At 69.5% G+C, this 24,185-nt stretch carries 26 protein-coding genes; 15 read left to right on the top strand and 11 right to left on the bottom strand.

What is annotated here, in order from left to right; all coding sequences use genetic code 11:
- Positions 1–126 precede the first annotated feature (126 nt).
- Complete coding sequence (locus tag FFI97_RS02620; RefSeq protein ID WP_139704504.1) at positions 127–726, top strand: MarR family winged helix-turn-helix transcriptional regulator; 600 nt, start codon at positions 127–129, stop codon at positions 724–726.
- Here FFI97_RS02620 and FFI97_RS02615 read toward each other — a convergent pair.
- Positions 698–1,711: a tripartite tricarboxylate transporter substrate binding protein gene (locus FFI97_RS02615; RefSeq protein ID WP_139704506.1), complete on the bottom strand. Its 1,014-nt coding sequence runs from the start codon at positions 1,709–1,711 to the stop codon at positions 698–700. The two genes, FFI97_RS02620 and FFI97_RS02615, sit on opposite strands and share 29 nt — an antisense overlap.
- A 136-nt stretch (positions 1,712–1,847) precedes the next feature.
- Here FFI97_RS02615 and pcaQ point away from each other — a divergent pair, with 136 nt between their 5' ends.
- The 5 genes from pcaQ (at position 1,848) to FFI97_RS02590 (ending at position 5,768) form a co-directional block, all read left to right on the top strand.
- Positions 1,848–2,777: a pca operon transcription factor PcaQ gene (pcaQ, locus tag FFI97_RS02610; protein ID WP_139704508.1), complete on the top strand. Its 930-nt coding sequence runs from the start codon at positions 1,848–1,850 to the stop codon at positions 2,775–2,777.
- Positions 2,778–2,859: 82 nt separating this feature from the next.
- Complete coding sequence (locus tag FFI97_RS02605; RefSeq protein ID WP_139704510.1) at positions 2,860–3,471, top strand: TetR/AcrR family transcriptional regulator; 612 nt, start codon at positions 2,860–2,862, stop codon at positions 3,469–3,471.
- Positions 3,468–4,673 (top strand): DUF418 domain-containing protein, encoded by a 1,206-nt coding sequence (locus FFI97_RS02600; protein WP_139704512.1) that lies wholly within the window; start codon positions 3,468–3,470, stop codon positions 4,671–4,673. The genes FFI97_RS02605 and FFI97_RS02600 overlap by 4 nt, the downstream gene beginning before the upstream one ends.
- Before the next feature lie 40 nt (positions 4,674–4,713).
- Positions 4,714–5,376: a suppressor of fused domain protein gene (locus tag FFI97_RS02595; RefSeq protein ID WP_139704514.1), complete on the top strand. Its 663-nt coding sequence runs from the start codon at positions 4,714–4,716 to the stop codon at positions 5,374–5,376.
- The gene (locus FFI97_RS02590) at positions 5,373–5,768 is read left to right on the top strand and encodes a TfoX/Sxy family protein (protein WP_260684884.1); all 396 of its coding nucleotides are present in this window, start codon (positions 5,373–5,375) and stop codon (positions 5,766–5,768) included. Before FFI97_RS02595 ends, FFI97_RS02590 begins: the two co-directional genes overlap by 4 nt.
- Positions 5,769–5,772: 4 nt before the next feature.
- Here the strand turns inward: FFI97_RS02590 and FFI97_RS33845 are convergent, their stop codons facing one another.
- Both FFI97_RS33845 and FFI97_RS33840 read right to left on the bottom strand, forming a co-directional pair.
- A complete protein-coding gene (locus tag FFI97_RS33845) occupies positions 5,773–6,144 on the bottom strand; it encodes a LysE family translocator (protein WP_260684883.1) in 372 nt (123 codons plus the stop codon).
- A complete protein-coding gene (locus FFI97_RS33840) occupies positions 6,069–6,395 on the bottom strand; it encodes a LysE family translocator (protein WP_260684882.1) in 327 nt (108 codons plus the stop codon). Before FFI97_RS33840 ends, FFI97_RS33845 begins: the two co-directional genes overlap by 76 nt.
- A gap of 107 nt (positions 6,396–6,502) precedes the next feature.
- Here FFI97_RS33840 and FFI97_RS02580 point away from each other — a divergent pair, with 107 nt between their 5' ends.
- Positions 6,503–6,961 carry an Lrp/AsnC family transcriptional regulator gene (locus FFI97_RS02580; protein ID WP_062479155.1) on the top strand — a complete coding sequence of 153 codons (459 nt, stop codon included), beginning with the start codon at positions 6,503–6,505 and terminating at the stop codon, positions 6,959–6,961.
- 158 nt (positions 6,962–7,119) lie between these two features.
- Here FFI97_RS02580 and FFI97_RS02575 read toward each other — a convergent pair whose 3' ends face one another.
- On the bottom strand, positions 7,120–8,376 hold the full coding sequence (locus FFI97_RS02575) for a porin (RefSeq protein WP_139704516.1): 1,257 nt from the start codon (positions 8,374–8,376) through the stop codon (positions 7,120–7,122).
- Between the two features lie 19 nt (positions 8,377–8,395).
- Between FFI97_RS02575 and FFI97_RS33540 the strand changes: the two genes are divergently transcribed.
- Positions 8,396–8,617, top strand: coding sequence for a hypothetical protein (locus FFI97_RS33540; RefSeq protein WP_185993546.1), 222 nt, complete (start codon positions 8,396–8,398; stop codon positions 8,615–8,617).
- 141 nt (positions 8,618–8,758) lie between these two features.
- Complete coding sequence (locus FFI97_RS02570) at positions 8,759–9,145, top strand: DUF4148 domain-containing protein (protein ID WP_139704518.1); 387 nt, start codon at positions 8,759–8,761, stop codon at positions 9,143–9,145.
- 30 nt (positions 9,146–9,175) lie between these two features.
- Here the strand turns inward: FFI97_RS02570 and FFI97_RS02565 are convergent, their stop codons facing one another.
- From FFI97_RS02565 to FFI97_RS02555, 3 genes are read right to left on the bottom strand one after another with little or no spacing between them, the layout of a single operon-like run.
- On the bottom strand, positions 9,176–10,261 hold the full coding sequence (locus tag FFI97_RS02565; protein WP_139704520.1) for a mechanosensitive ion channel family protein: 1,086 nt from the start codon (positions 10,259–10,261) through the stop codon (positions 9,176–9,178).
- Positions 10,261–12,501, bottom strand: a complete 2,241-nt coding sequence (locus tag FFI97_RS02560; RefSeq protein ID WP_144004352.1) for an FUSC family protein — start codon at positions 12,499–12,501, stop codon at positions 10,261–10,263. The genes FFI97_RS02565 and FFI97_RS02560 overlap by 1 nt, the downstream gene beginning before the upstream one ends.
- The gene (locus tag FFI97_RS02555) at positions 12,501–13,556 is read right to left on the bottom strand and encodes an inositol monophosphatase family protein (protein WP_139706900.1); all 1,056 of its coding nucleotides are present in this window, start codon (positions 13,554–13,556) and stop codon (positions 12,501–12,503) included. The genes FFI97_RS02560 and FFI97_RS02555 overlap by 1 nt, the downstream gene beginning before the upstream one ends.
- 132 nt (positions 13,557–13,688) lie before the next feature.
- Between FFI97_RS02555 and FFI97_RS02550 the strand changes: the two genes are divergently transcribed.
- Together FFI97_RS02550 and cysE are read left to right on the top strand one after the other, a co-directional pair.
- Entirely contained in the window at positions 13,689–14,420 is a 732-nt protein-coding gene (locus FFI97_RS02550; RefSeq protein WP_139706897.1) for an RNA methyltransferase, read from the top strand.
- 67 nt (positions 14,421–14,487) lie between these two features.
- Positions 14,488–15,279, top strand: a complete 792-nt coding sequence (cysE, locus tag FFI97_RS02545; protein ID WP_223301446.1) for a serine O-acetyltransferase — start codon at positions 14,488–14,490, stop codon at positions 15,277–15,279.
- A 13-nt stretch (positions 15,280–15,292) separates the two neighbouring features.
- Here the strand turns inward: cysE and cadR are convergent, their stop codons facing one another.
- A complete protein-coding gene (gene cadR / locus FFI97_RS02540) occupies positions 15,293–15,763 on the bottom strand; it encodes a Cd(II)/Pb(II)-responsive transcriptional regulator (RefSeq protein ID WP_139706896.1) in 471 nt (156 codons plus the stop codon).
- A 70-nt stretch (positions 15,764–15,833) separates the two neighbouring features.
- On the opposite strand from cadR, the gene FFI97_RS02535 reads away from it, so the two are divergent.
- Complete coding sequence (locus FFI97_RS02535; RefSeq protein WP_139706893.1) at positions 15,834–18,161, top strand: heavy metal translocating P-type ATPase; 2,328 nt, start codon at positions 15,834–15,836, stop codon at positions 18,159–18,161.
- Between the two features lie 62 nt (positions 18,162–18,223).
- On the opposite strand, the gene FFI97_RS02530 is transcribed toward FFI97_RS02535, so the two are convergent.
- Entirely contained in the window at positions 18,224–18,607 is a 384-nt protein-coding gene (locus tag FFI97_RS02530; protein WP_139706892.1) for a hypothetical protein, read from the bottom strand.
- Positions 18,608–18,798: 191 nt separating this feature from the next.
- On the opposite strand from FFI97_RS02530, the gene FFI97_RS02525 reads away from it, so the two are divergent.
- A complete protein-coding gene (locus FFI97_RS02525) occupies positions 18,799–20,052 on the top strand; it encodes a cation:proton antiporter (protein ID WP_139706890.1) in 1,254 nt (417 codons plus the stop codon).
- A gap of 6 nt (positions 20,053–20,058) precedes the next feature.
- Here FFI97_RS02525 and FFI97_RS02520 read toward each other — a convergent pair whose 3' ends face one another.
- Entirely contained in the window at positions 20,059–21,387 is a 1,329-nt protein-coding gene (locus FFI97_RS02520) for a heavy metal sensor histidine kinase (RefSeq protein WP_144004351.1), read from the bottom strand.
- Positions 21,388–21,484: 97 nt separating this feature from the next.
- Positions 21,485–22,162: a heavy metal response regulator transcription factor gene (locus FFI97_RS02515; protein WP_095746105.1), complete on the bottom strand. Its 678-nt coding sequence runs from the start codon at positions 22,160–22,162 to the stop codon at positions 21,485–21,487.
- Positions 22,163–22,324: 162 nt separating this feature from the next.
- Between FFI97_RS02515 and FFI97_RS02510 the strand changes: the two genes are divergently transcribed.
- Entirely contained in the window at positions 22,325–22,699 is a 375-nt protein-coding gene (locus FFI97_RS02510) for a hypothetical protein (RefSeq protein WP_062481260.1), read from the top strand.
- 104 nt (positions 22,700–22,803) lie between these two features.
- A complete protein-coding gene (locus FFI97_RS02505; protein ID WP_139702846.1) occupies positions 22,804–24,159 on the top strand; it encodes a TolC family protein in 1,356 nt (451 codons plus the stop codon).
- Positions 24,160–24,185: the final 26 nt, after the last annotated feature.

The following is a 24,185-nucleotide window of genomic DNA, read 5'->3' as shown; positions in this document are numbered from 1 at the left end:
CGTTCGGCAGGGTCTGTGCGTGGCCGGGGCGGGTGGCCGCGGCTGCGGACGATTCTGGAGACGCTACATTCGATTGATCAAATCAACCATCGCCCGGATTTACCCGGCCTTTCGAGACGCCGCCCCATGACTGCCGAAGACGCCGCCACCCCGCCGCGCCGCCCGCTGGACGACCTGCTGCTGTACCGGCTGTCGCGCCTGCTCGCGGTGGCGGGCAGCATGGTGATCCGGCTGTGCGAGGGCCGCTTCGGCATCACGCGGCGCGAGTGGCGCCTGATCGCGGTGCTGGCCAGCCGGGGCGAGCTGGGCTCGTCGCAGCTGGCCGAGCATGCGCAGCTGGACCGGGCGCGCACCTCGAAGGCGGTGGGCTCGCTGGTGGCCAAGCGGCTGGTGTCGCGCACGGCGCTGGCGGGCGACCGGCGGCAGGTGCGGCTGGGCCTCACGGCGACGGGGCAGGCGCTGTACGACGAACTCTTTCCGCTGGTGACGCGCATCAACGCCGAGCTGATGGGCACGCTCGACGCAGACGATGCCGCGCGCTTCGACGACGCGCTGCACCGGCTGCAGGCGCACGCCGAAACCATGGTGGCGCAGGCGGTGCTGCCCAAGGCCGACCGGGGGCGCCACGCGGCGGCGGCTGCGGCAGCTGCTGCAGGCAACGGCAAGAAGAACAGCACGGCGCGCAGCGGCAAGGCCGTCAGTCCACCTTCATCCCGGTCGCCTTGACGATGCGGCCGTAGCGCGCCTGCGCCGTGGCCAGGCGCGCGGTGGCGGCCGCATCGGTTTCGGCCAGCGGCACCATGTCGAGCGAGGCCAGGCGGGCCTTGAGTTCGGGCAGGGCCATCGCCTTGTACAGCGCCTGGCGCAGGGTCTGCATCACGGGCTCGGGCGTGGCGGCCGGCACCATGGCGAGGTAGAGCACTTCGAACTCCAGGTCTTTCAGGCCCAGCTCGCCCACGGTGGGCACCTCGGGCAGCAGCGGTGCGCGCTGGCGGTCGGTGACGGCCAGGGCGCGCAGCTTGCCGCCCTGGATCTGCGGCAGCACGCCGGGCGTGGCGACGATGCCGGCCTGCACCTCGTTGCCGAGCATGGCCATCACGGCCGGGGCGTTGCCCTTGTAGGGCACGTGCACGATCTTCGCGCCCGTGGCGCTCGCGAAGATCTCGGCGGCAATGTGGCCCGGGCTGCCGTTGCCGGCCGAGCTGAAGGTGGCGGGCTCGGCCTTGGCCTGCGCGATGAAGTCGGGCAGCGTCTTCGCCTTCACCGAGGCGGCGGTGGTGAAGCTCAGGCCCGACGAGCTGAAGATCATCAGCGGCTTGAGGTCCTTGGCCGCAAAGGGCATCGACGCGTACAGGTGCGGGTTGACGGTGAAGGTGCTGTCGATGCCCAGCAGCACGGTGTAGCCGTCGGCCGGGCTCTTGGCCACGGCGTCGGCGCCGATGTTGCCGCCCGCGCCGGGGCGGTTGTCGACCACGAAGGGCTGCTTCAGGTCTTTCTGCAGCGCGTCGGCCAGCGCGCGCCCGAGGATGTCGATGGGGCCGCCGGCCGGGAAGTTGACGAGGAACTTCACGGGCTTGGCGGGGTAGTTCGCCTGGGCCTGCGCGGCCGGGGCGGCGAAGCCGAGGGCCAGCGCGGCGCAGGCGGCAGCGAGCGTGAGGCGGCGGCGCGCGCCAAAGGAAGAGGAAGGCTTCGAGGAAAAAATCGTGGTCATGGCTGCTGTGTCTGTCTCCGTATCCACGGCACTCTAGAAGGCTGCGCGGCGCGGCACAACTGAAGTCTCTTCCGCCAGCTATTCCCTATGGTTATATTTGAAAGCGCGTCGCCCCACCGGCTTCGAGGAGAACCGCATGTCAGCCATGAACTTTGAGCGCCTGAAGATGCGCCACCTGCAATGCCTCGTCATGGTGGCGCAGGAGCGCAACCTGGTGCGCGCGGCCGAGGCGCTGTCGCTCACGCAGCCGGCGGTGTCGAAGACGGTGGCCGAACTTGAAGAGATCGTGGGCCGCCAGTTGCTGCTGCGCCGGCGCCGCGGCGTGGAGCTCACGCCGGCCGCCGAGGTGCTGGTGCGCCATGCCGTGTCGGCGCTGCGCGGCCTGCGCGAGGGCCTGGGCCTGGCGATGGACCAGCCCGAGGCCGACCAGCTGCGCGTGGCGGTCGGCGCCTTGCCCAACATGGCGGCGCACCTGCTGCCCGAGGCGGTCGCGCGGCTGCATGCGGCGCACCCGGCGATGCGCGTGCGCGTGGTGAGCGGCACCAACGCGCAGCTCATGACGCAGCTGCGCCAGGGCGAAATCGACCTCGTGCTGGGCCGGCTGGCGCAGGCCTCGGCCATGGCCGATCTGGCCTTCGAGCAGCTGTACAGCGAGGTGCTGCTGCTGGTGGTGCGCCCCGGCCACCCGCTGGCGTCGCGGCGCAAGCCCACGCTCGACGCGCTGGCCGCTTATCCGCTGGTGCTGCCGGTGTCGGGCACGCTGATCCGGCACACGGCCGACGCCTTCCTCATCGCGCAGGGGCTGGCGCTGCCGGCGCGGCTGGTGGAGGCGACCGACACCAGCTTTGCGGTGGGCCTGCTGCAGCGCTCCGACGCGGTGTGGTTTGCGCCGCAGGGCGCGGTGGAAGGCTTCGTGGCGCGCGGCGAACTCCAGCGCGTGGCCATCGACACGGCAAGCACCGAAGGCCCGGTGGGCGTGACCGTGCGGCGCGGCGCCGAGACGGGCGAGGGCGCGCGCCTGCTGCTGGACACCATCCGGGGCATTGCCGCCACGCGCGCTGCCTGAAGGGTTTCTTCAGGGTTCCTTCAGAATAGATCGAGCGCTCGGTCTAATAATTCGGGCATGACCGAATTCCGCGAGAACCACCGTGCGCAAAGTTGACCCCGAACGCCAGCAGGCCAAGCGCCGCCAGATCCTGGAGGCCGCGGGCGACTGCTTTGCGCGGCGCGGCTTTCATGCCGCCACCACCGCCGAGATCTGCGCCGCCGCGGGCATGAGCCCCGGCAACCTCTTTCATTACTTCCCCAGCAAGAACGCGATCATCGAGGCCCTGGCCGAAGAGGAGTGGCGCGACACGGCCGCGTACTTCGCCGCGATCGACGACGACCCGTCCGACCCGCTGGAGGTGGTGCTGTCGTTCCTCGACGTGGTGATGGTCTTCGCCTCCGACCGCAGCTACTCGCGGCTGGCGCTGGAGGTGGCGGCCGAGACCCTGCGCAACCCGGTGGTCTGCGCCAGCGTGGCCGCGGGCGACACCGAAATGCGCGACGGCCTTGCGGCCCTGCTGCGCAAGGCGGCGGCACGTGGGCAGATCGACCCCGAGCTCGACCCCGTGCAATCGGCCAACTGGATCGCCGCGCTCATCGACGGCGTGTTCTCGCGCCTGGCGCTCGACACGGGCTTCGACCCGGCGCGCGAGGCACCGATGCTGCGGCGCGTGGTGGGCCGCTTTCTCGCGAAGCCGGGGCGGGGCGCATGAACCCGACCCCTGTGGCAGTCGAGCGCCAATCGCTCGTCGATGCATTGCGCGGCTTTGCGCTGCTGGGCATCCTGGTCGTGAACATCGCGGCCTTTGCCTCGCCGTACTACGGCCAGCCGTTGCCCGACCCGATGATGCGTTCGGGGCTGGACCGCGTGGCGGCCTTTGCCGTCGCCTTCCTGTTCGAGACCAAGTTCTACCTGCTGTTCTCGTTCCTGTTCGGCTACAGCTTCACGCTGCAGATGCAGTCGGCGCAGCGCAGCGGCAAGCCCTTCGTGCCGCGCCTGGCGCGCCGGCTGGTGGCGCTGTGGTGCATCGGCGCGCTGCATGCGGTGCTGCTGTTCCATGGCGACATCCTCACGACCTACGCGGTGCTCGGCGCCGTGCTGCTGGCGCTGCGCCACCAGAGCGACGCGGTGCTCGCGCGCTGGGCGCTGCGGCTGGTGCTGGCGACCGCGATGGTGTGGGGCGCCATCGGCATGCTCGCGATGCTGGGTGGGCCGGCGACCGAAGACGTTCTTCGAACCGCGAGGGCCGACGCGGCCTCTGCACTCGCGGCCTACCGCGGCACGGCGGCGACGGTCATCCGCCAGCACCTGCGCGAGCTGTCGCAGGTGTGGATCGTGCTCGGGCTGGTGCAGGCGCCGATGGCGCTGGCGATGTTCTTCGCGGGCGTCATCGAGGGCCGCCGCAACCTGTTCGCGCGGGCCGACCGCTACCGTCCGCTGTTCAAGCGCCTGCTGGTGCCCGGGCTGGTGCTGGGGCTGCCGGGCGCGGCCGTGTATGCGTGGACCGCGTCGGTCGTGCCGGGCTCGCGCTGGGACGTGCTCGGCCTGGCGGTCGGCGTCTTCACCTCGCCGCTGCTCACGGCGACGTACGTGGGCGCGATGATGCTGCTGTTCCAGTCGCGCTGGGGCGGCTGGCTGGCGCAGGCGCTCGCACCGGCGGGGCGCATGGCGCTGTCGAACTACCTGCTGCAGTCGGCGGTGTGCGCGTGGCTCTTTTTGGCGTATGGGCTGCGGCTCATCGGCGAGCTCGGGCCGTTCATGAGCCTGATGGTCGCCTTCGGCATCTTCGGCGCGCAGATGTTGGTCAGCCGCTGGTGGCTGGCACGCTTTGCGTACGGCCCGGTGGAGTGGGTGCTGCGCGCCTTCACCAACCTCGAATGGCCCGCCCTGCGGCGTATGCAGCGGTCACGTTGAGCGACGAGAATGCCCTCGTTCCAACGAGGAGGATGCGCCGATGAGTTCCATGGAAGACGTGTGGGCCTACCGCGAAGAGACGCTCTACCCGCGCCTGTTCGGCCCCGAGCGCACCGGCATCTACGTGCTGGACTTCGACGACTTCAAGGCGCTGGGCGCCGAGGACATCGATCCGCGCTGGCTGCACCTGGGCGTGTTCGAATTCGCGCCCACGCCCGTGCGCAACACCTGGCTGTACGTGACCTCGGGCGGCTCCACGCCCTGGGAGACCGAGCCCGCCGACTACGACCCGGAAGACTATTCGTGGATCGGCTCCGAGCTGGTCATCGAAGTGCCGTCGCAGCCGCAGGACCAGTGGGCCATCAAGCTGCTGCGCCGCCTGCTCGCCTACAACGTGCTGCTCGCGCACTCGCACTTCGGCGAAGACAAACAGCCCTTCGACTACGGCGACCGCATTCCCGTCGGCGAAGCGATCCGCGAGAAGGGCACCGTGGCCCTGCGCCATGTGATGCTGATGGAGCCGAAGCACTACCCCGCGACGGCGCAGCTCGATTCGGGCCGTTTCGACTTCCTGCACCTCGTCGGCATCAACGATTCCGAACGCGACTGGGCCAAGGCCCACAGCTCCGAGGCGCTGCTGCGTTTGCTCGAAGTGCATGGCGGCGCGCCCGTGACCGACGCGCGGCGCAAGGCGGTCGTTTGAGCCGCGCCAAAGGTGCGGCCGCCGCCGGCGGTGCCGAGCGTTCGCACGGGCGAGCGCTCGAGCTGGCCGAGTCGCTCGGCGCGATGGGCCCCATCGAGGTCAAGCGCTTCTTCGGCGGCTTCGGCCTCGTGCAGGCCGGCGTGCAGTTCGCCTTCGTGATGAAGGGCACGCTGTACCTGCGCGTGGACGACGCCACCCGGCCGGAATTCGAGCGACTGGGCGCGGTGCCGTTCTCGTACGCGACCAGCGCCTCGACCGTGAAGGTCGCGAGCTACTACGAGGCGCCGGTCGACGCGCTCGAAGACCCGCATGCCTTGCGCGAGTGGGCGACGAAGGCGCTGGCGAGCGCGCTGGGGGCGCGCAAGCCCGCGCGCCGCAAGCCGGCCAGTTGATTCGTCAACGCGACAACAGCGTCGACAGCTGAAACACCGCAAAGCCCAGCAGCAACGCGCCCGACAGCTTGTTGATGCCCTGCAGCACGCGCGCGCCGAGCTTGTGCCGCACCATCGACACGATGCTCGACAGCCCGAGCCACCACAGCGCCGAGCCGAGGAACACCCCAGCCACCATCGTGAGCGCCGCACCGCTGCCGCTGCCCACGTGGCCGCTGCCGAGCGAAGCGAACACCGCGACGAACGACAGGATCGTCATCGGGTTGGCCAGCGTGAGCGCGAACACCGACAACAGCGCCTTCAGTGGCGTGGCCGCGTCTTCCGCGGCGCGGGCCTGCGTGCCGCCGGCGCGCGCAGCAACTGCACGCCCATCCACGCGAGAAACGCCGCGCCGCCGAGCGCCAGCGGCACGCGCGCAGCCACCATCGTCGACACCACGGCCGACACGCCGAAGGCACCGATCGCGCCGTAGCAGGCATCGGCCAGCGCGGCACCGAGGCCGCTGAGAAAACCGATCGTGCGGCCATGCGCGAGCGTGCGCTGGATGCACAGCAGACCGATGGGGCCGACGGGTGCGGCGATCGAGAGCCCGATGACGAGGGCCTTGAGAAAGAGAGGGAAGTCCATGCCATCGATTGTTCGGCGAGGCCTGCATGGCGAGAATGGCGAAATTCAGGCGCACGGCATGCCTTGCCTGAAATCGGAAGCGAAATTCTCAATCGGGCCTGAAATCCATGGAAATCGACGCCAAGAACTGGCAGATCCTCGACGTGCTGCAGCAGGACGCGCGCACCTCGCTCACGGCGCTGGCGCGGCAGGTGGCGCTGTCGGTGCCCTCCACCTCCGAGCGCGTGAAGCGCCTCGAAGAAGCCGGCGTCATCGAGGGCTACCGCGCCGTGGTGCCGCCGCGCAAGGCGGGCTACACCGTCACCGCGCTGGTCGGCATCACCACCGCGCAACCCGACAAGGCCCGGCTGCTGAAGCTGCTCGGCAGCCGGCGCGAAGTGCTCGAATGCTTTCACGTCACGGGGCAGGACTCGTACGTGCTGAAGGTGGTCGCGCGCGACATCGAGCACCTCGAAGCCTTCGTGAGCAGCATCAACCACCTGGGCGAAACGCGCACCTCGATCGTGATGTCGGTGCCGATCGCGGCGCGCGCGGTGGCGGCGCCGGCGGGCACCGTGCCTGACTGAGGCGCGCTTCTCTCGCCCCAAAAAAATGGTCCGCACAAAGGCGGACCGAATGGACCCGCCTGACGGGCTCCTGGAGAAACGGAACATCCGCGGGCGCAGGGCCGCCCGCGGTCATTCACTCACTTGCTTGCTTCTTTGCGCGTGACAGTCTTCCCTGATCAGAACGAGTGGCGCAACCCGACGTCGTAGCCCGTCGAGGTCTTGGGCACGAACACCCCGGTGTTCACGAAGGCGGGGCCGCCGACCGTGAGCGCCGCGCCGTTCTTGTTGCTGATGCGCGCGACGGTGGCGTACAGGGCGGTGCGCTTGGACAGGTTGTGGATGTAGCCGATGGCCAGCTTGTTGGCCTTGGGGTCGGCGACTGACGGCGTGAACGGCAGGTTGACGGTGTTGAGGTCGTACTTGACCTGCGAGTACGAGGCGCGGATCAGGCCCGGGCCGACCGGCGCGGTCACGCCGATCAGGTAGCCCGTGAGGTCGACGTCCGGCACGCCGCCGGCCAGCGGCGTGACGGCGTAATCGCGCGTTTTCTTGATTCGAGACAATTCGCCGAACAGCTTGACCACGCCGAAATCGTAGGAGCTGCCGAGATTGAAGGTCTTGACGTTGTCGGTGGTGCCTGCATAGAAATTGTCGGCCGCCGTGCTGTTGCCGTACGACACGGCCACGTCGAACGGGCCATTGGCATAACCGACACGCCCGCCCAGGTAACGTCCCGCGCGCGATGCGGCCGAATTACCCGAATTGAGCGCGCCCGCCGCATTGACGCCGGGCGGCGTGGCCGTGCCGGGGTCGTATTTGGTGTTTTCATGCAGCGCGTACATGAATTGGCCATAAAAGCCGCCGAGGTTCTTCGGCAGGAAATAGCCGATTGAATTGCTGGCGCGGTTGTAATTGAGGTCGCCGCCGAAGCCGCCCGAGCCGCCGCCGGCGTTCGTGTTGGCGGCGGTGAAGATCAGGCTGCGGCCCACGCCGACGATGCCGAAGGGGTCGAACACGATGTCGTTCCAGGCCGTGGGCACGTAGTCGCGGCCCAGGCGAAGTTCACCGAAACCGCCCGACAGGCTGACCGTGGAACGGCGCTGGAAGGTGGTGATGCCGGTCTTGCCGTCGTCGGGGCTGATCGGCGCCTCGAGCCAGAAGCTGGCCGCGAGCCCACCGCCCAGGTCTTCGGTGCCCCGAAAACCCAGCCGGCTCGTGGAGTAGCCGCCCGAGCTCAGCGCGGTCTGGCTCGCGGTGCGCGTGCCCTGGTTTACGTAGAACGGGTTGAACAGCGTGGCGCCGTTCATGTCCTGCGATTTCGACGAGTAATTGCTGATGCCCGTGTCCACCACGCCGAACAGCGTGACGGAAGACTGCGCATTGGCGAACCCGACACCGAACAGTGCGGCGGCCGTGAGGAATTGTCTTTTCATTGTTGCCCTTGAATTGAATATGAAATTCATCGCTCCCACGCACCGCGTTGGAGCTCCGGTTCGGCGTGCGGAAATACCTTCAATTGATTTCTTCTGCCTTCCGCATGGTTCATGCGTCTGGGCAAATCATATCGATCGATTGCGACAGGAAAAGACCGAAGCCGCCTTTTTCAATTACGTTTTCCGTGCAGCCGGGTTACGAATTGGAAAGATCCGCTTGCCCCTTGCAGAGAATGGATGAATTGGTCTTCATCCTGTCGTTTTTGTAATTGAACCGTTCGCGCGGCGACGGTCCGAATTCCTAGCGTGTCGGCATGGCGAAGCAAAACCGCCATCGCCGAAGCGGGTGGTCCTCTTCGGCGTTCAACGAAGGAGATGACACATGACGAACAGGAAGATGGCCTTTGCGCTGGCGGCGATGGCCGCCGCAGCGCTCCCGCTGGTGGCTGGCGCACAAACCAGCCAGCAGCACGTCGAGGGGCCCGCGCATTTCGCGGCGACCGAAGCCGGCATCAAGGAGCACCCCGAAAACGCCGGCCCGGGCAAGACCGACGCCCAGGTGGTGGCCGAACTGCGCGCCGCGCAGCAAAGCCCCGAGTGGGCCGGCGTGCTGCGCTGGGGCGCACCGATCCCCGTGAAGGCCACGCAACCCCGCACACGCGCGGAGGTGATGGCCGAGCTGGAGCGCGCGCAGTCGCAACCGGGCTGGGAGCGCGCCTCGCGGCTGGGGGCGCCGATGGTGTTGCCTGCGGCGGCGCTTGCGCGGTAGGGGAGAAGAAAGAAGACGGCGGCGGGAGCTTCAGCCCGCCGTCGCGCCCTGCATCACCGGCGGCTGCCCCATCGCCGGATCATTGCCTTCGAAGCGCATCTTCGGCAGGAACTGCGGGTACTCGCGCTGCATGAAGTCGATGACGCCTTCGCGCACGTAGCAGCGCAGGTCGAAGGCGAGGCCGGAGGTGGCGGCGGTGCAGAGCACGCGGACCTGCATGGTGCGTTCGGTGGCGTCGGTCACGCGCAGGTTGAAGAAGCGGCCGTCCCACTCGGGCGCGGCCTTCACGAGGCGCTCGACCTCGGCGCGCAGCGGCGCCAGCGGCGTGCCGTAGTCCAGGTAGAAGAAAACCGAGCCGAGCAGTTCGGCCGAATGGCGGGTCCAGTTCTGGAACGGCTTCTCGATGAAGTAGGTGAGCGGCAGGATCAGGCGCCGGTCGTCCCAGATGCGCACGACCACGAAGGTGCCGGTGATTTCCTCGACCCGGCCCCATTCGCCTTCGACCACGAGCACGTCGTCGATGCGGATTGGCTGCGACAGCGCGATCTGCAGGCCGGCGATGAGGTTGCTGAAGACGGGCTTGGCCGCCAGGCCCGCCACGATGCCGATCACGCCGGCCGAGGCCAGCAGGCTGGCGCCGACCTGGCGCGCGCCGGGGAAGGTCATGAGCATCATGGCGCCGCCGGCCACGACGACGACGGACATGGCGGTGCGCGCGAGCACGCGGGTCTGCGTGAGCACGCGGCGCGCCTGCAGGTTGTCGGAGATGTCCGAAGGGTGCTGCGCGAGCACGCCGTCGGCAAAACCGCTGATGGCCTTGAGCACGAACCAGGTGCTGGCCGCGATGAGGAGCAGCCCCGTGAGATGCCGCACGCTGCCGATGAAGCGCAGGTCGTCCGGCGCCGCCTGCCACACCATCATGAGCGCCGCCAGCGGCAGCACCAGCCGCGCGGGGGCGGTGCAGTTGAGCACCATCGCATGCACGGCGGGCGCCGGGCGGGTGATCCGCCTGAGGACCATGCCCCCGATGCGGTGGGCGAGAAGGGCGAGGGGCGCGGCGATCAGGGCGGCAATCCAGGTGCCGAACCAGGGGTGTGCGAGGAGCTCTTGGGTCATCAGGCGGGGGTGGTCTTTGCTTCTGGGGTGTTGTCGTTCAGTGGTTGAAGAATGCGCGCTGCGTCGTCGCGCAGCTGCGTGGCGAGCGCCGTGGCCAGGTCGAGCCGGCGCACCAGCCAGGGGCTGATGTCGTTGTCGAACGGGTCAGGCAGTGGAATGGGGCCGCCGACGGTGGTGGCCCCCGTGCTCTCGGGGTGAGAGGGCCCCGCGATCGGAATGGTTCCCAGGGCGGCCTCGATGCGTTGCGCGGTGCGCACGAGCGGGCCTTCGATGTCGCCCGGCGTGAGGCGGTCGCGCCGCAGCACGAGCATCGACTTCACCGCGCTGAGCTGCGCGAGCAGCTGGTAGCTGTGGGCCTGCAGATGCTCGAGCGGTTCGAGCGGCGGCTGCACGGCGCGCGGTTCGGAGAGCGAACGCTGCGTGGCCTGCACGAGCGCCGAGAGGCTGTCGTAGGCCTCGCGGCGCGCGAGCCGCCATTCGAGCTCGGGGCTGCTCTGGATGGCCTGCAGCTGGCCCAGGCCGAGCGCGAGCCGCGCATGGCGTGCCTGCGCGGTGAGCACGCGCGCCACCAGCGCCGGAATCTGCGTGCGCTCCCACGAGGGCAGCACGTAGCAGAAGCCCCAGGCCAGCGCGGCGCCGATGAGCGTGTCGGCGATGCGCTCGAACAGCGCGAAGATGGGCGCGGTGCCGGTGTTCAGCATGTGGGCCTGCAGCAGGCCCAGCACGGTGGCGGCCACGGCGGTGACGAGGTAGCGCCGCACCGCGAAGCTGTGGGCAATGGCCTGCGCGATGGTCACGGTCACGAGCAGCATCAGCGGCGAGGGATGCGCCGACAGCAGGCCCACCGCGAGCACGCAGCCCAGCAACGTGCCGGCGACGCGGCTGTTGCGCCGCTCCAGGGTCTGCGAGAGGCTGCCGCGCAGCACGACCACGATGGTCAGCAAGATCCAGTAGTCGTGCGACCCCCAGGGCATCGACACGGCGATGCCGTAGCCGGCCGCGATGGCCAGCGCCGCGCGAATCGCGTGGCGCAGCGGCGGCGCGTCCCAGCGCCACAGCGCGAGGAAGGGGCGCAGCGACCAGTCGGTCGGGCTCACGAAGAGCTGCCAGTTGGCGCGCACCACGGCCAGGTTGGGCTCGGCGTCGCCGCGCGCCATGGCCGCCAGGCGCAGCACCTCGTCGTTGATGTGGCCGATGCGGCTGGCCAGCCCGCGCGCGAGCATCGCGGCCGACGGGCCCATCTGGCCGTGCGTGTCTTCGTCGTCCGCCGTCACGTGGATCGCGGCCAGGCGCGGCCGGCGGTCGGCCACGGCGGCGGGGTGGCGGCGCATGAGCAGCGCATCGGCCAGGCCGGTCGTTTCGTCGGCCAGCTCTTCGAGGATGCGGCGCATCTCGACCAGCGCCTGCGCGTGCGACGGATGGGCGCGCAGGGCGTCGAGATCAAGTTCGCTGGCGAGCAGCTGGTCGCGCATCTCGAGCACGATGACGAGCATGCCGGCCAGGCGCTGGCGGCGCGGCGTGCGCGGCGACTCGAGCACGATGTCGCGCGTGGCCTGCAGCTGGTCGGCCAGCGCGGCCTGCTCACGCAGCAGCTGGCCCAGCAGCGAGGCGGGGGTGTCGCGGATGTCGCGGGTCTCGTCCTGCGGCGTGAACTGGCTGGCCTCGGTGCGCATGAGCGCGGCCAGCGAAAACAGCACGTCGGCGATCGACTGGGTGCGAAAGCGCCCGTTGAGCAGCAGGTTGGCCAGCGTGGCCCACACCACGTACAGGCCGGCGCCCAGGCCGAATTCGGTGGTGCGCGCGATGGCGTCCGACAGCCCGGCGGGCGCGGGCGTGGCCATGGAGAAGACCATCGAGAACATCACCGCGATGGCGATGGGAATGCCGCGCTTGCCCCAGGCCATGGCCACGAAGGCCATGAAGGTGGCGGGCACCAGCAGCAGCCCGAGGCGGATCGGTGCGCCGTGCAGCATCTGCACCGCGAAGAACAGCGGCAGGCCGATGAGCGGCGCCGGCAGCATCTGCAAAAACTTGCCGCGGCGCGGGCCGGGCAGGTCGGGCGGCGCCGTGACGATCACGCCGGTGGCGGCGGCCGAGGCGGCCAGGGTGCTCAGCCACAGGTGCACCCCGCCCGAGATCACGAGCAGGCCGAGCGCGACGGTGAGCCCGCTCGCGACGTAGTGGCTCAGCGCAATGCGCAACGCCGCGCGAACCCGCGAGGCGGCGCCCGGCCCCGTCATCACTTGGCGGAGGCGTCGCCCTCGGCGGGCGCCTCGCGCTTGATGCGGGTGAGCTTGCGCGGGGCGGCCGGCGCGGCGGGGGCTGCGGCGGCCGGGGTCTCGGCGCTGCCGTCGAGCGGGGCGGCCGTGGCTTCGGTCACGGTGCTGCGGGCGTACAGGTCGACCGAGGCGTCGGCGGGGCTCGACCTGGTCGAGGCCGAGACGGCGCGCACGCGGTCGCTGGCGCGCAGCTTGTCGTCCACGTTGGCGAACTTGGAGTACTTGGCGAGCAGCGGCACCAGCTGGCCGTACACGCGCGGGGCGCCGGCCAGGCATTCGCGCTGGTCGAGGAACTCGGGCTCGCCCGTGAAGTTGCCGATGAGGCCACCGGCCTCGGTCACCAGCAGCGAGCCGGCCGCCACGTCCCAGGGGTTCAGGCCGGTCTCGAAGAAGCCGTCGGTGAAGCCGGCGGCCACGTAGGCCAGGTCGAGCGCGGCGGCGCCGGGGCGGCGCAGGCCGGCCATGCGGGGCATCATGTCCGCCATGATGGCCAGGTACTGCTTGAAGTTGTCGCCGGTGCGGAACGGGAAGCCGGTGGAAATGAGGCACTCGCTGAGCTTCACGCGCTTGGACACGCGGATGCGGCGCTCGTTCATGTAGGCGCCGCGGCCCTTGGTGGCCGTGAACAGGTCGTTGCGCGAGGGGTCGAAGACGACCGCCTGCTCGATCTTGCCGCGCACCGACAGCGCGATCGACACGCAGTAGACCGGGAAGCCGTGGATGAAGTTGGTGGTGCCGTCGAGCGGATCGATGATCCAGACGAATTCGGAGTCCTTGGCGCCGTATTCGGTGCCCGATTCTTCGGCCAGGATGCCGTGCCCCGGGTATGCGCCCAGCAAGGTCTCGATGATGACCTTTTCGCTGGCGTGATCGACTTCGGTGACGAAGTCGTTGACCTGCTTCTGGGAGATGCGCACGGCCTCGACGTCGAGGGCGGCGCGATTGATGATGGCGCCGGCGGCGCGTGCGGCCTTGACGGCCACATTGAGCATGGGATGCAGGTTGGGGGACGACATTCTGGATTGTGAGAAGAACGGGTGGGAGAGGTCCCCAAGAATGCAATCTGGGCGACCCTGCGGTCCGGCGATGCGGGCGGCGAGAATCGGGCATTTTACCGGCTCAGCCCGTTTGTGTCTTCCCCACCCGTCATGCGCACCCGTTTCATCCTCATCCAGACCAGCCACGCCGGCAATGTGGGCGCCGCCGCCCGCGCCATGAAGACCATGGGTTTCGACGACCTGGTGCTGGTGACGCCGCGCTGGGCCAACGTGCTGCGGCGCGAGGAAACCATCCAGCGCGCCAGCGGCGCCCTGGACGTGCTGAACAACGCCCGCATCGTCGAAACGCTCGATGAAGCCCTCGACGGCGTGACCCACCTGTGCGCCACGGCCATGATCCCGCGCGACTTCGGTCCGCCCACGCGCACGCCGCGCGAGCACCTGGAGCCGCTGGGCACGCAGGGCGACCAGCATGTGGCCTTCCTGTTCGGCTCCGAGCGCTTCGGCATGCGCAACGAGGACGTCTACCGCTGCAACGTGGCCCTGAGCATCCCGACAGACCCGAAGTTCGGCTCGCTCAACCTGGGCGCGGCGATCCAGGTGGTGGCCTACGAATGGCGCCTGGCGCTGGGCGGCTACGGTGTGCGCGAGGCCATCGCGCCGGTGCAGGCGGCCGACGCGCAGGCCGTGGCCGGCATGCTCGACCACTGGGAACGCTCGCTGGTGGACATAGGCTTTCTCGACCCGGCGGCGCCCAAGAAGCTCATGCCGCGGTTGCAGCAGTTGTTCAATCGCGCGCAGCCCACGCCCGAGGAAATCCACATCCTGCGCGGCATCGCCAAGGCCATGAGCGACGCGACCCGGCCGCCGCGCGACAGCTGAACCGTCACAAAACCCCATCGCGCGTAAGCGAAGACGCCCGGCTTTAGACTGCCCGGCCCCTATCGATATAACGACAACAAAGGCAGCGATGTTCTCTCGACTGCGCGCCGACATCCGGTGCATCCTCGAACGCGACCCGGCCGCCCGCAGCGCCTGGGAAGTGATCACGGTCTACCCCGGCTTCCATGCCGTGGTGCTGCACCGCTGGGCGCACGCCTGTTGGACCCACGGTTTCAAGTGGCCGGCCCGCTTCATCGCGCACTGCGCGCGCGCATTCACGGGCATCGAGATCCACCCGGCCGCCAAGATCGGCGAACGCGTGTTCTTCGACCACGCCATGGGCGTGGTGGTCGGCGAAACCGCCGAGATCGGCGACGGCTGCACCATCTACCAGGGCGTGACCTTGGGCGGCACCTCGCTCTACAAGGGCACCAAGCGCCACCCGACGCTGGGAAAGAACGTGGTGGTGAGCGCGGGCGCCAAGGTGCTGGGCGGCTTCGTCGTGGGCGACGGCGCCAAGATCGGCTCCAACGCGGTGGTCATCAAGCCGGTGCCGGCCGGGGCGACCGCGGTGGGCATTCCGGCGCGCATCATTCCGTCGAAAGAGGGCGAGAGCGCCGACGTGGCCGCGCCGCAGAAGTTCTCGGCCTACGGCATCACGCAGGACGACGACCCGCTGAGCCAGGCCATGCGCGGCCTGATCGACAACGCCTCGAGCCAGGAGCACCAGATCGCGCTCCTGTGGCAGGCCATCGAGAAGCTGTCGGCGCAGCCGGGCACCAAGGACTGCGTGCCGGGCGACGCGGCGCGCGGCGAGTCGTTCGAGGCCGACAAGCTGACGCAGCTGATCGGCAAGTAGACAAGAGCGCCGATCAGCCGGCCCGCTTGCCCGGCGCGTGCAGCGTGCCGTGCACGTGCCCCGCATGCTGGCCGAAGGTCTCGGGGGCGAGCGCGGCGGTGTCCAGCTCCTGCAGGATGCCGCAGGCGCTGGCCGATTCGGGGCCGCCGCACTGCAGGCGCAAGGCCTTCAGCTGCTTTTCGAGCGTCTTCAGCTCGGCGATGCGCGAGGCCACGTGGCCGATGTGGTCGTCCAGCAGCTGGTTCACTTCGCCGCAGTCGTCCTGCGGCGCATCGCGGAATTTCAGCAGGCTGCGGATCTCGTCGAGCGTCATGTCCAGCGAGCGGCAGCGGCGGATGAAGCCCAGGCGCTGGGCATGCTCGTCGTCGTAGATGCGGTAGTTGCCGTCGGTGCGCGCGGGCGCGGGCAGCAGCTGTTCGCGCTCGTAGTACCGGATGGTTTCGACCGGCGTGTTCGTGGCCTTGGCCAGTTCACCGATTTTCATGATGCGGCATCTCAAGGAAGTGGCAATCAACGGTTGACTCTACACCTGCTTCAGGGTTTCCAATGAATGCATGACGAATCAGAACACCCTGAATCAGCCGGTGCCGCGCGCTGCGCCGCATGACCACGCTCACGACCACGGGCACAGCCACGGACATGACCACGGGCACGACCATGCCCACGATCACGCCCCCGCCGCGCCGGCAACGGCCTGCTGCGGCAGCGCGGTGTGCGGCAGTGCCCCGGCGTCGGCCGAGCCGGCCGACCTGCCGAAGGGCGCCGTGCTGTTTCGCATTCCCACCATGGACTGCGCGGTGGAAGAGTCCGAGATCCGCCGCGCCCTCGAGCCCGTCGCGGGCGTGAAGGCCCTGCGCTTTCGCCTGAGCGAACGCACGCTGGCCCTCACCACCGAAGACGGTGCGCTGCCCGCCGCGCTCGAAGCCATCCGCCAGGCCGGCTTCAAGCCCGAGCCGGTGGCATCGTCGACGGGGCAGAAGGCCGAGCCCGCGCGCTTTGCCGGCATGTCGACCGGCCTGGCGCGCCTCGTGGCCGCGCTGGTGCTGGCCATCGCGGCTGAAACCGTGTCCTTCCTGGCGCTCGACGGCGTGGGCTTCATGGCCGCCGAGATGGGGCTCGCGCTCGCGGCCATCGCGCTGGCCGGCCTGGACACCTACAAGAAGGGCTTCGCCGCGCTGGTGCGCGGGCGCCTCAACATCAATGCGCTGATGGCCGTCGCCGTCACGGGCGCCTTCATCATCGGCCAGTGGCCCGAGGCCGCGATGGTGATGGCGCTGTACGCCATCGCCGAGCTCATCGAGGCCCGCGCCGTCGACCGCGCGCGCAACGCCATCCAGAGCCTCCTGGCGCTCGCGCCCGAACAGGCCGAGGTGCGGCAGCCCGACGGCAGCTGGCAGACCGTGCGCGCCGACGCGGTGGCGCTCGACGCCGTCGCCCGCATCCGCCCCGGTGAGCGCGTGCCGCTGGACGGCGTGGTGCTCGAAGGCACCAGCGCCATCGACCAGGCGCCGGTCACGGGCGAGAGCATTCCGGTCGACAAGGCTGCGGGCGACGCGGTGTTTGCCGGCACCATCAACCAGACCGGCGCACTGGTGTTCCGCGTGACGGCCGTGGCGGCCAACACCACGCTCGCGCGCATCATCCACGCGGTGGAAGAAGCGCAGGGTTCGCGCGCGCCCACGCAGCGCTTCGTCGACAAGTTCGCCGCCATCTACACGCCCACCGTGTTCGTGCTGGCGCTGGCCATCGCGGTGCTCACGCCGTGGCTGCTGGGCTGGACCTGGGTGCAGGCCGTCTACAAGGCGCTGGTGCTGCTGGTCATCGCCTGCCCGTGCGCGCTGGTCATCTCCACGCCCGTGACGGTCGTGAGCGCGCTGGCCTCGGCCGCGCGGCGCGGCATCCTCATCAAGGGCGGCACCTACCTCGAAGAGGCGCGCAAGCTCAAGGCCGTGGCGCTCGACAAGACCGGCACCATCACCGAAGGCAAGCCCAAGCTGGTCGAGTCGGTGCTGATCGACAAGGCCGGTGGCGATGAAGGCGCGGTGTACGCGCTGGCCGCCAACATCGCAGGCCGTTCCGACCACCCGGTGTCGAAGGCCATCGCCCAGGGCCTGGGTGGGGCGGTCGAAGAAGTCGGTGACTTCACCGCGCTGCCCGGACGCGGCGTGCAGGCCACGCACGCCGGCCAGACCTACGTGCTGGGCAACCACCGGCTGATCGAGGAGCGCGGCCTGTGCTCCCCGGCACTGGAAGCCGAGCTGAAGCGGCACGAAGAAGCCGGCCGCACGGTGACGCTGCTTGCTTCGGACACCTCGGTGCTGGCGCTGTTCGCAGTGGCCGACACCATCAAGCCCTCGTCGCAAGCCGCCGTGGCCGAGCTGCGCGCGCTGGGCGTGACGCCCGTCATGCTCACCGGCGACAACACCGCCACCGCGAAGACCATCGGTGCGCATGCCGGCATCGACGACGTGCGCGGCAACCTGCTGCCCGAAGAGAAGCTCGATGCCATCCAGGCGATGCAGCAGCGCTACGGCGCCGTCGCGATGACCGGCGACGGCATCAACGACGCCCCCGCGCTCGCTAGGGCCGACATCGGCTTCGCCATGGGCGGCGCCGGCACCGACACCGCGATGGAAGCGGCCGACGTGGTCATCATGAACGACGACCTGCGCCGCATCCCCGAGACCATCCGCCTGTCGCGCCGCTCGCATGCCGTGCTGTGGCAGAACATCACCCTCGCACTCGGCATCAAGGGCGTGTTCTTCGTGCTCGCGGTGTTCGGCAGCGCGACCATGTGGATGGCGGTGTTTGCCGACATGGGCGCGAGCCTGCTGGTGGTGGCGAACGGGCTGCGGCTGATGCGGACCGAAAAGCAGGAATAGCGCAGCGCGGAGGAGGCGGCCTCGGAGAAGAGGGCTGAAGCGAGCGTCTGCCGGTCAACGCCTCACTCGGCACGCCAGACGAGGTGCAGGTCGCCATCTACGAATCCCAGAGAGACCGCGCGAGCAGCCTTCAGGCGCGAAGCGCCCGCAGACGCGGCGTCCAGGTAGCGAAGAATCATCTGCGAGATGGCCTGCAGGCCTGCCTCCCAGTCTGGCCCCACCGCTTCGCTCGCGATCTCGAAACGTGGCGATGAGGACATGAAGATGTCGTCGCACGCCCAGTCGGAATCTTCCGGGTCGTAGGTTGGAGCACCCACGAGTTCGAGGTCGTAGGTCGTCGAACTGTCGTAGAGGTTGAAGTGAAAAGCGGCGATGCCTTCAGGCAGCGGCGCAGACAAGACGGCATCGATCCAGGCGGCCAGATCGGCGAACAGAGGAGCGTTCATGAGGCTGAAGTGGCTGAGTTTTGGATCATGCGCATTCGGATTTCTAGCACGGCCTTGAGGCGTCTGGGCTCACCTGCGCGCCGCCCACGTCTCCAACGGCCCCCGCGCCGCGTTGCACATCTGGATCGAGCCGGGCGCGCCGAACTAACATCGGGCGAGTTTTTTCCCCAGGCCTCACGACCGTTCCGCCCATGTCCGTCACCACCCTCCTGCTGCAACTCGTCGTCATCCTCACCACCGCACGCCTGTGCGGCTGGGTGCTGCGCCATGTGGGGCAGCCGAGCGTGGTGGGGGAGATGGCGGCGGGGCTGATGCTCGGGCCGGCGGTCATGGGCCTGCTGTTCCCGTCGCTGCACGTGCAGCTGTTCGCCAAGGAGTCGCTGCAGGGGCTGTCGTCGCTGGCGACGGTGGGGCTGGTGCTGTTCATGTTCGTGGTGGGCCTGGAGCTGCGGGCCACGCGCAACATGCGCGCGCAGCTGCAGGCGGCCGGCGCGGTGGGCGTGCTCAGCGTGCTGGTGCCGCTGGTGCTGGGCCTGGCGATCTCGCCGGCACTGCACCCCACGCTCGCGCCGGCCGGCGTGGGCTTCTGGCCCTTCGCGCTGTTCATGGCGGCGGCGCTGTCGATCACGGCCTTCCCGGTGATGGCGCGCATCCTGAAAGACCGCGGCATGACGCGCACGCCCTTCGGCCAGCTCTCGCTGAGCGCGGCGGCGGTGGTCGACGTGTTCGCGTGGATCCTGCTGGCCTTCGTGGTCGCGCTGGTGGGCACCAGCGACGGCTACGCGGGCCTGATCAAGATCACGGTCGGCGTGGTGGTGATGCTCACGGTGCTGTTCCTCGGGCTGAAGCCGGCCTTTGCTTGGCTGCTGCGCGTGAAGGCACCCGACGGCGAGCCGTCGACCACGCTCATGGCCGCGCTCATGATCGGCCTGCTGGTCACGGCGCTGCTGACCGAATGGCTGCACCTGCACGCGGTGTTCGGCGCCTTCCTGTTCGGCGCCTGCCTGCCGCGCGACGACCGCCTGCTGCGCTCGCTGAGCGAGCGCATCGAGCCGATTTCCATCGTGGTGCTGATGCCGCTGTTCTTCGCGCTCGCGGGGCTGGGCACCACGGCCAACGCGTTCTCGGGCGCCAGCCTGGGCGCGATGCTGCTGATCGTGGGCGTGGCCACCGTGGGCAAGATCGCGGGCGGCGCGGCCGGCGCGCGCATCGCCGGCTACAGCTGGCGCGACAGCCTGGCCACCGGCTCGCTCATGAACGCGCGCGGGCTGATGGAGCTCATCGTCATCAAGATCGGCCTGGACGTCGGCCTGATCGGCCCCGAGCTCTTCACGATGCTGCTGGTGATGGCGCTGGCCACCACCGCGATGACCGGGCCGCTGATGACGCTGTGCATCGGCCGCAAGCCCAAGCCCGCCGAGACGGCGGCGCACGCCGAGCCCTGAAGCCCTTCAGCTGCTGCGGCGCACGCTGAACCCGATGCGCGTCTCGCCGCCCTGGCTCGACGCGAACACCTGCCCGCCGTGCATGCGCGCGATCGCCTCGACGATCGACAGCCCCAGCCCGTGGTGGCGCGTGGAGCCGTCGCGCGCCTGGGCCGCGCGGTAGAAGCGCTCGAACAGGCGCGGCAGCGCCTCGGGGTCGATGGGGGCGCCGCGGTTGATCACGGCGATGGTGTCGTGTTCTCCGCCAGGGGCGGCAGCGATCTCGATGCGCAGCGTCGAGGCCGGTTCGGCAAAGCGGATCGCGTTGCCCAACAGGTTGAAGAGGGCGCGCCGGATCAGCCCCGCGTCCACCTCGGCCACGGCCTCGCCGTGCACCTCGGCACGCAGGCCGGCCTCGTCGAGCATGGCGTCGTAGAAGTCGATCACGTCGCGCGCCTGCTCCGCCAGGCTCACCGGGGCCATCGAGCGCGCCGAGGTGCCGCGGTCGGCCTTCGAAAGAAACAGCATGTCGGTCACGATGCCCGACAGCCGCCCCATCTCCTCGAGGTTGGAGGCCAGCACGGCCTGCAGCTCCTCGTTGCTGCGCGGGCGCGTGAGCGCCACCTCGGTCGAGCCCAGCAGGTTGGCCAGCGGCGTGCGCAGCTCGTGCGCCACGTCGGCGTTGAACGACTCCAGCTGCACGTAGGCGCGCTGCACCCGCGCCAGCAGCGCGTTGAACTGCGTGATCCAGGGCCGCAGCTCCTGCGCGAAGGCGCCGGGGTCGATCGACTGGTGGACGTGGTCGGGCGTGATGGCCGCGGTGCGCTCGGCCAGCGCCTTCAGCGGCCGCAGCCCGCGCCGCACCAGCCACATGCCGGTGAGCGACACCAGCGCTGTGCCCAGCACCACCGCGCCCAGCAGCGTCCAGGCCAGGCGTTCGAGCAGCCGGGAGTCCTGCGCGATGTTCACGCCGACCTGCACCGACAGGTCGGTGTGGAAGTCGCCGTTCTGCCAGGGCACGACGATGGCGCGCCGCAGCCAGCGGCCCTGCGGCGGCGGCGTGGACTGGAACAGCGGCTTGCCGGCGTTGGCGATCGACAGGGTCACGTCGTCCTGCATCGAGAAGAAGTCGTCGAGCTTGTGCCGCAGAAAGACGAGGTCGCCGCCTTTCTCGGCCTCCTTGAGCAGGTGCTCGACGAGCACCGTCTTCTGGTCGAGCGCGTCGCGCTGCTTGGCGCCGAAGCTCCAGGCCGTCACGAGGTAGATGGCCAGGCAGATGATGCTCAGGCCGGACAGCGTCTGCGCGGCGAACCAGAACGAGAGCCGGCTCTGTATTGAATGTGGTCTTGTCTTCATTCGCGACATACCGCGGAACCGGCTTTGCCGGGCCGCTGGTATGGCCCCCTGCAAGGGGGTTGGCGGCCACACGAAGTGGGCAAGCCTGGGGGTGTACTCATACCCAGGAACGGTCTTCGAGTACGTAGCCCATGCCGCGAACGGTGTGCAGCAGCTTCACGTCGAAGGGGTCGTCGATCTTGCTGCGCAGGCGGCGGATCGCCACCTCGACCACGTTGGTGTCGCTGTCGAAGTTCATGTCCCACACCTGCTCGGCGAGCGTGGAGCGCGACAAAATCTGCCCGCGCCGGCGCAGCAGCACCACCAGCAGCGTGAACTCCTTGGCCGTGAGGTCCAGCCGCGTGCGGTTGCGCATGCACTTGCGGCTCACCAGGTCCAGCTCCAGGTCGGCCAGGCGCAGCACCGTGGGCTCCTGTGTCTTGCCGCGCCGCAGCAGCGCCTGCACGCGCGCCAGCAGCTCCGAGAAGGAGAAGGGCTTCACCAGGTAGTCGTCGGCGCCTTGCTGCAGGCCCTGCACGCGGTCTTCGACCTTGTCGCGTGCGGTGAGCACCAGCACCGGCACGTTCTTCGTGCGGCGAATGGCCTGCAGCACGGCAAAGCCGTCGATGCCGGGCAGCATCACGTCCAGCAGCACGAGCGCGTAGTCGCCCTCGGTGGCGAGGTAGCGGCCTTCGATGCCATCGCGGGCGATGTCGACCACGTAGCCGTTCTCTTCCAGCCCCTTTTTCAGGTAATCGCCCAGTTTGGGTTCGTCTTCGATGACAAGAATTCGCATGGTACGGATCGTACCCAAGGCCTTTCGAGACGCTGGTTACGATTTAGTAATCCTATTGAAGGACAAAGCGCCGACACGCTGTCGTACAGTGGGCCGGGCCCTCGGTTCGCAGGGCTTTTCTTGGTCGGCGCGCCACGCCCCGTCGATATACTTTTGTCAACAATGCGCCGCTGGCTCCTGATTTTCCTGCTGTTTCTCTTGCCTTTCCAGTACAGCTGGGCGGTGTCGGCAGCCTATTGCCTGCACGAAGGCGACAAGGGCAGCGGCCACTGGGGCCACCACGAGGACGAGCCGCGCGGCACCGACCGCACCCACGCGGGCGACGGCGCCAAGAAAGACAGCACCCGCCAGCCCAACGCGGCGGTCGGCCATTGCATCGTTGCCCACTTCGGGCAGGCCCAGCATGCGGACACCGCCGCCGCGCTGCCGGCCCAGGCGCCCGTGGCTTCGCAGCCGCTGCGCGCCGCTTCCACCGAACGCTTCGCCTCGCACATCGCCGAAGTGCCGGTGCGCCCCGACTGGTTGCTCTCCGCCTGATTCGGCGAGAGCACAGCCCCTTTTCTTCTTTCTGATCTCACTCATCAGCTGAGCGCTCCTCGCCGAATTCGTCCGTCCGTTGTTTCGCAACCCAGGAGAATTCGATGCGCACGCTTTTCGTGCCGCTGGCCGTGTTGGCCTTGGCGGTACCCCCGGCCTTTTCACAGCAGACCCCGCAGGCGGCCGGTCCCTCGTCGTCCCTGTCGGCAACCGCCCGCACGCTGGAGCCCGAAGGCCCGCTGACCCTGCGCGCCGCCGTGGCGCTGGCGCTGCAGGCCAACCCGGGCCTGTCGGCCGCGCGCCATGAGCAGGCTGCCGCCGACGGCGCCGTGGTGCAGGCCGGCGCCTGGCCCAACCCCACGCTGGACACGCAGCTGGAAGACCTGCGCCGCAACAACCGCACGACCACGCTGCAGCTGAGCCAGCCCCTCGAGCTGGGCGGCAAGCGCGCCGCGCGCGTCACGGCGGCCGAGCGTGCGCGCGACCAGGCGGCGTCGGCGCTGTCGGCGCGGCGCGCCGAACTGCGCGCCGCGGCCGTCACCGCCTTCTTCGACGTGCTGACCGCGCAGGAGCGCCTGCGCCTGGCGCAAGACTCGGTGGGGCTCGCGCAGATCGCCACCCGCGCCGCGGCCAACCGCGTGGCGGCCGGCAAGGTGTCGCCGCTCGAAGAAACCAAGGCGCGCGTGGCCGAGGCCGGCATCCGCGTCGAACTGCTGCAGGCCGAAGGCACGCTGCGCGCGTCGCGCCAGCTGCTGGCCGCGCTGTGGGGCAACCCGGCGCCGCGCTTCACGCAGGTGGACGGCGCTGTCGACCAGCTGCCGGCCCAGGCCGCCGCGCCCGAGGTGGCGCGCCGCCTGCCCGATGCGCCGGTGCTGCGCCAGGCCCGGCTCGAGGTCGAGCGCCGCCGCGCGCTCAGCGACCTGGAGCAGGCCAAGCGCATTCCCGACGTGACCGTGTCGCTCGGCGTCAAGCGTGTGCCGGCATCGGAAGGCGAGGGCGGCGAGGCCGTGAGCAGCAGCCGGCGCAACCAGGTGGTGGTGGGCCTGTCGGTGCCGCTGCCGATCTTCGACACCAACCGCGGCAACATCGCCGAAGCGCTGAGCCGCGAAGACAAGGCACGCGACGAACTCGCCGCCGCCGAGCTGCAACTGGGCGCCGACGTGGCCCAGGCCAGCGAGCGCCTGCGCTCCGCGCGCGCCACCGCCGAGACGCTGCAGCGCGACGCACTGCCCGGCGCCGAGACCGCCTACCGCGCCGCCACCAAGGGCTTCGAGCTGGGCAAGTTCAGCTTTCTCGAAGCGCTCGACGCGCAGCGCACGCTGTTCCAGGTGCGCAACCAGTACCTCGTCGCGCTGGCCGAGGCGCACCGCGCGGCCGGCGAGCTCGACCGCCTGCTGGGCACCGGGGGCGACGACATCGCCTCGAACGCGACGCCGAGCGCGACGCCGAACGTGCGCTGAAGAAGAACACCGAACCGATTCCGACC

The sequence above is a fragment of the Variovorax sp. KBS0712 genome, from assembly GCF_006323185.2.
Classification (GTDB): Bacteria; Pseudomonadota; Gammaproteobacteria; order Burkholderiales; family Burkholderiaceae_C; genus Variovorax; species Variovorax boronicumulans.
This window is presented reverse-complemented; position numbering and strand designations above follow the sequence as displayed.

What these genes read in the sequence shown, in the direction of transcription:
- FFI97_RS02620 (WP_139704504.1), top strand. Translation starts at nt 127, where the DNA reads ATGACTGCCGAAGACGCCGCCACCCCGCCGCGCCGCCCGCTGGACGAC.
- FFI97_RS02615 (WP_139704506.1), bottom strand. Translation starts at nt 1,711, where the DNA reads ATGACCACGATTTTTTCCTCGAAGCCTTCCTCTTCCTTTGGCGCGCGC.
- pcaQ (WP_139704508.1), top strand. Translation starts at nt 1,848, where the DNA reads ATGTCAGCCATGAACTTTGAGCGCCTGAAGATGCGCCACCTGCAATGC.
- FFI97_RS02600 (WP_139704512.1), top strand. Translation starts at nt 3,468, where the DNA reads ATGAACCCGACCCCTGTGGCAGTCGAGCGCCAATCGCTCGTCGATGCA.
- FFI97_RS02595 (WP_139704514.1), top strand. Translation starts at nt 4,714, where the DNA reads ATGAGTTCCATGGAAGACGTGTGGGCCTACCGCGAAGAGACGCTCTAC.
- FFI97_RS33840 (WP_260684882.1), bottom strand. Translation starts at nt 6,395, where the DNA reads ATGGACTTCCCTCTCTTTCTCAAGGCCCTCGTCATCGGGCTCTCGATC.
- FFI97_RS02580 (WP_062479155.1), top strand. Translation starts at nt 6,503, where the DNA reads ATGGAAATCGACGCCAAGAACTGGCAGATCCTCGACGTGCTGCAGCAG.
- FFI97_RS02575 (WP_139704516.1), bottom strand. Translation starts at nt 8,376, where the DNA reads ATGAAAAGACAATTCCTCACGGCCGCCGCACTGTTCGGTGTCGGGTTC.
- FFI97_RS33540 (WP_185993546.1), top strand. Translation starts at nt 8,396, where the DNA reads ATGAAATTCATCGCTCCCACGCACCGCGTTGGAGCTCCGGTTCGGCGT.
- FFI97_RS02570 (WP_139704518.1), top strand. Translation starts at nt 8,759, where the DNA reads ATGACGAACAGGAAGATGGCCTTTGCGCTGGCGGCGATGGCCGCCGCA.
- FFI97_RS02565 (WP_139704520.1), bottom strand. Translation starts at nt 10,261, where the DNA reads ATGACCCAAGAGCTCCTCGCACACCCCTGGTTCGGCACCTGGATTGCC.
- FFI97_RS02560 (WP_144004352.1), bottom strand. Translation starts at nt 12,501, where the DNA reads ATGACGGGGCCGGGCGCCGCCTCGCGGGTTCGCGCGGCGTTGCGCATT.
- FFI97_RS02555 (WP_139706900.1), bottom strand. Translation starts at nt 13,556, where the DNA reads ATGTCGTCCCCCAACCTGCATCCCATGCTCAATGTGGCCGTCAAGGCC.
- FFI97_RS02550 (WP_139706897.1), top strand. Translation starts at nt 13,689, where the DNA reads ATGCGCACCCGTTTCATCCTCATCCAGACCAGCCACGCCGGCAATGTG.
- cadR (WP_139706896.1), bottom strand. Translation starts at nt 15,763, where the DNA reads ATGAAAATCGGTGAACTGGCCAAGGCCACGAACACGCCGGTCGAAACC.
- FFI97_RS02535 (WP_139706893.1), top strand. Translation starts at nt 15,834, where the DNA reads ATGACGAATCAGAACACCCTGAATCAGCCGGTGCCGCGCGCTGCGCCG.
- FFI97_RS02530 (WP_139706892.1), bottom strand. Translation starts at nt 18,607, where the DNA reads ATGAACGCTCCTCTGTTCGCCGATCTGGCCGCCTGGATCGATGCCGTC.
- FFI97_RS02525 (WP_139706890.1), top strand. Translation starts at nt 18,799, where the DNA reads ATGTCCGTCACCACCCTCCTGCTGCAACTCGTCGTCATCCTCACCACC.
- FFI97_RS02520 (WP_144004351.1), bottom strand. Translation starts at nt 21,387, where the DNA reads ATGAAGACAAGACCACATTCAATACAGAGCCGGCTCTCGTTCTGGTTC.
- FFI97_RS02515 (WP_095746105.1), bottom strand. Translation starts at nt 22,162, where the DNA reads ATGCGAATTCTTGTCATCGAAGACGAACCCAAACTGGGCGATTACCTG.
- FFI97_RS02510 (WP_062481260.1), top strand. Translation starts at nt 22,325, where the DNA reads ATGCGCCGCTGGCTCCTGATTTTCCTGCTGTTTCTCTTGCCTTTCCAG.
- FFI97_RS02505 (WP_139702846.1), top strand. Translation starts at nt 22,804, where the DNA reads ATGCGCACGCTTTTCGTGCCGCTGGCCGTGTTGGCCTTGGCGGTACCC.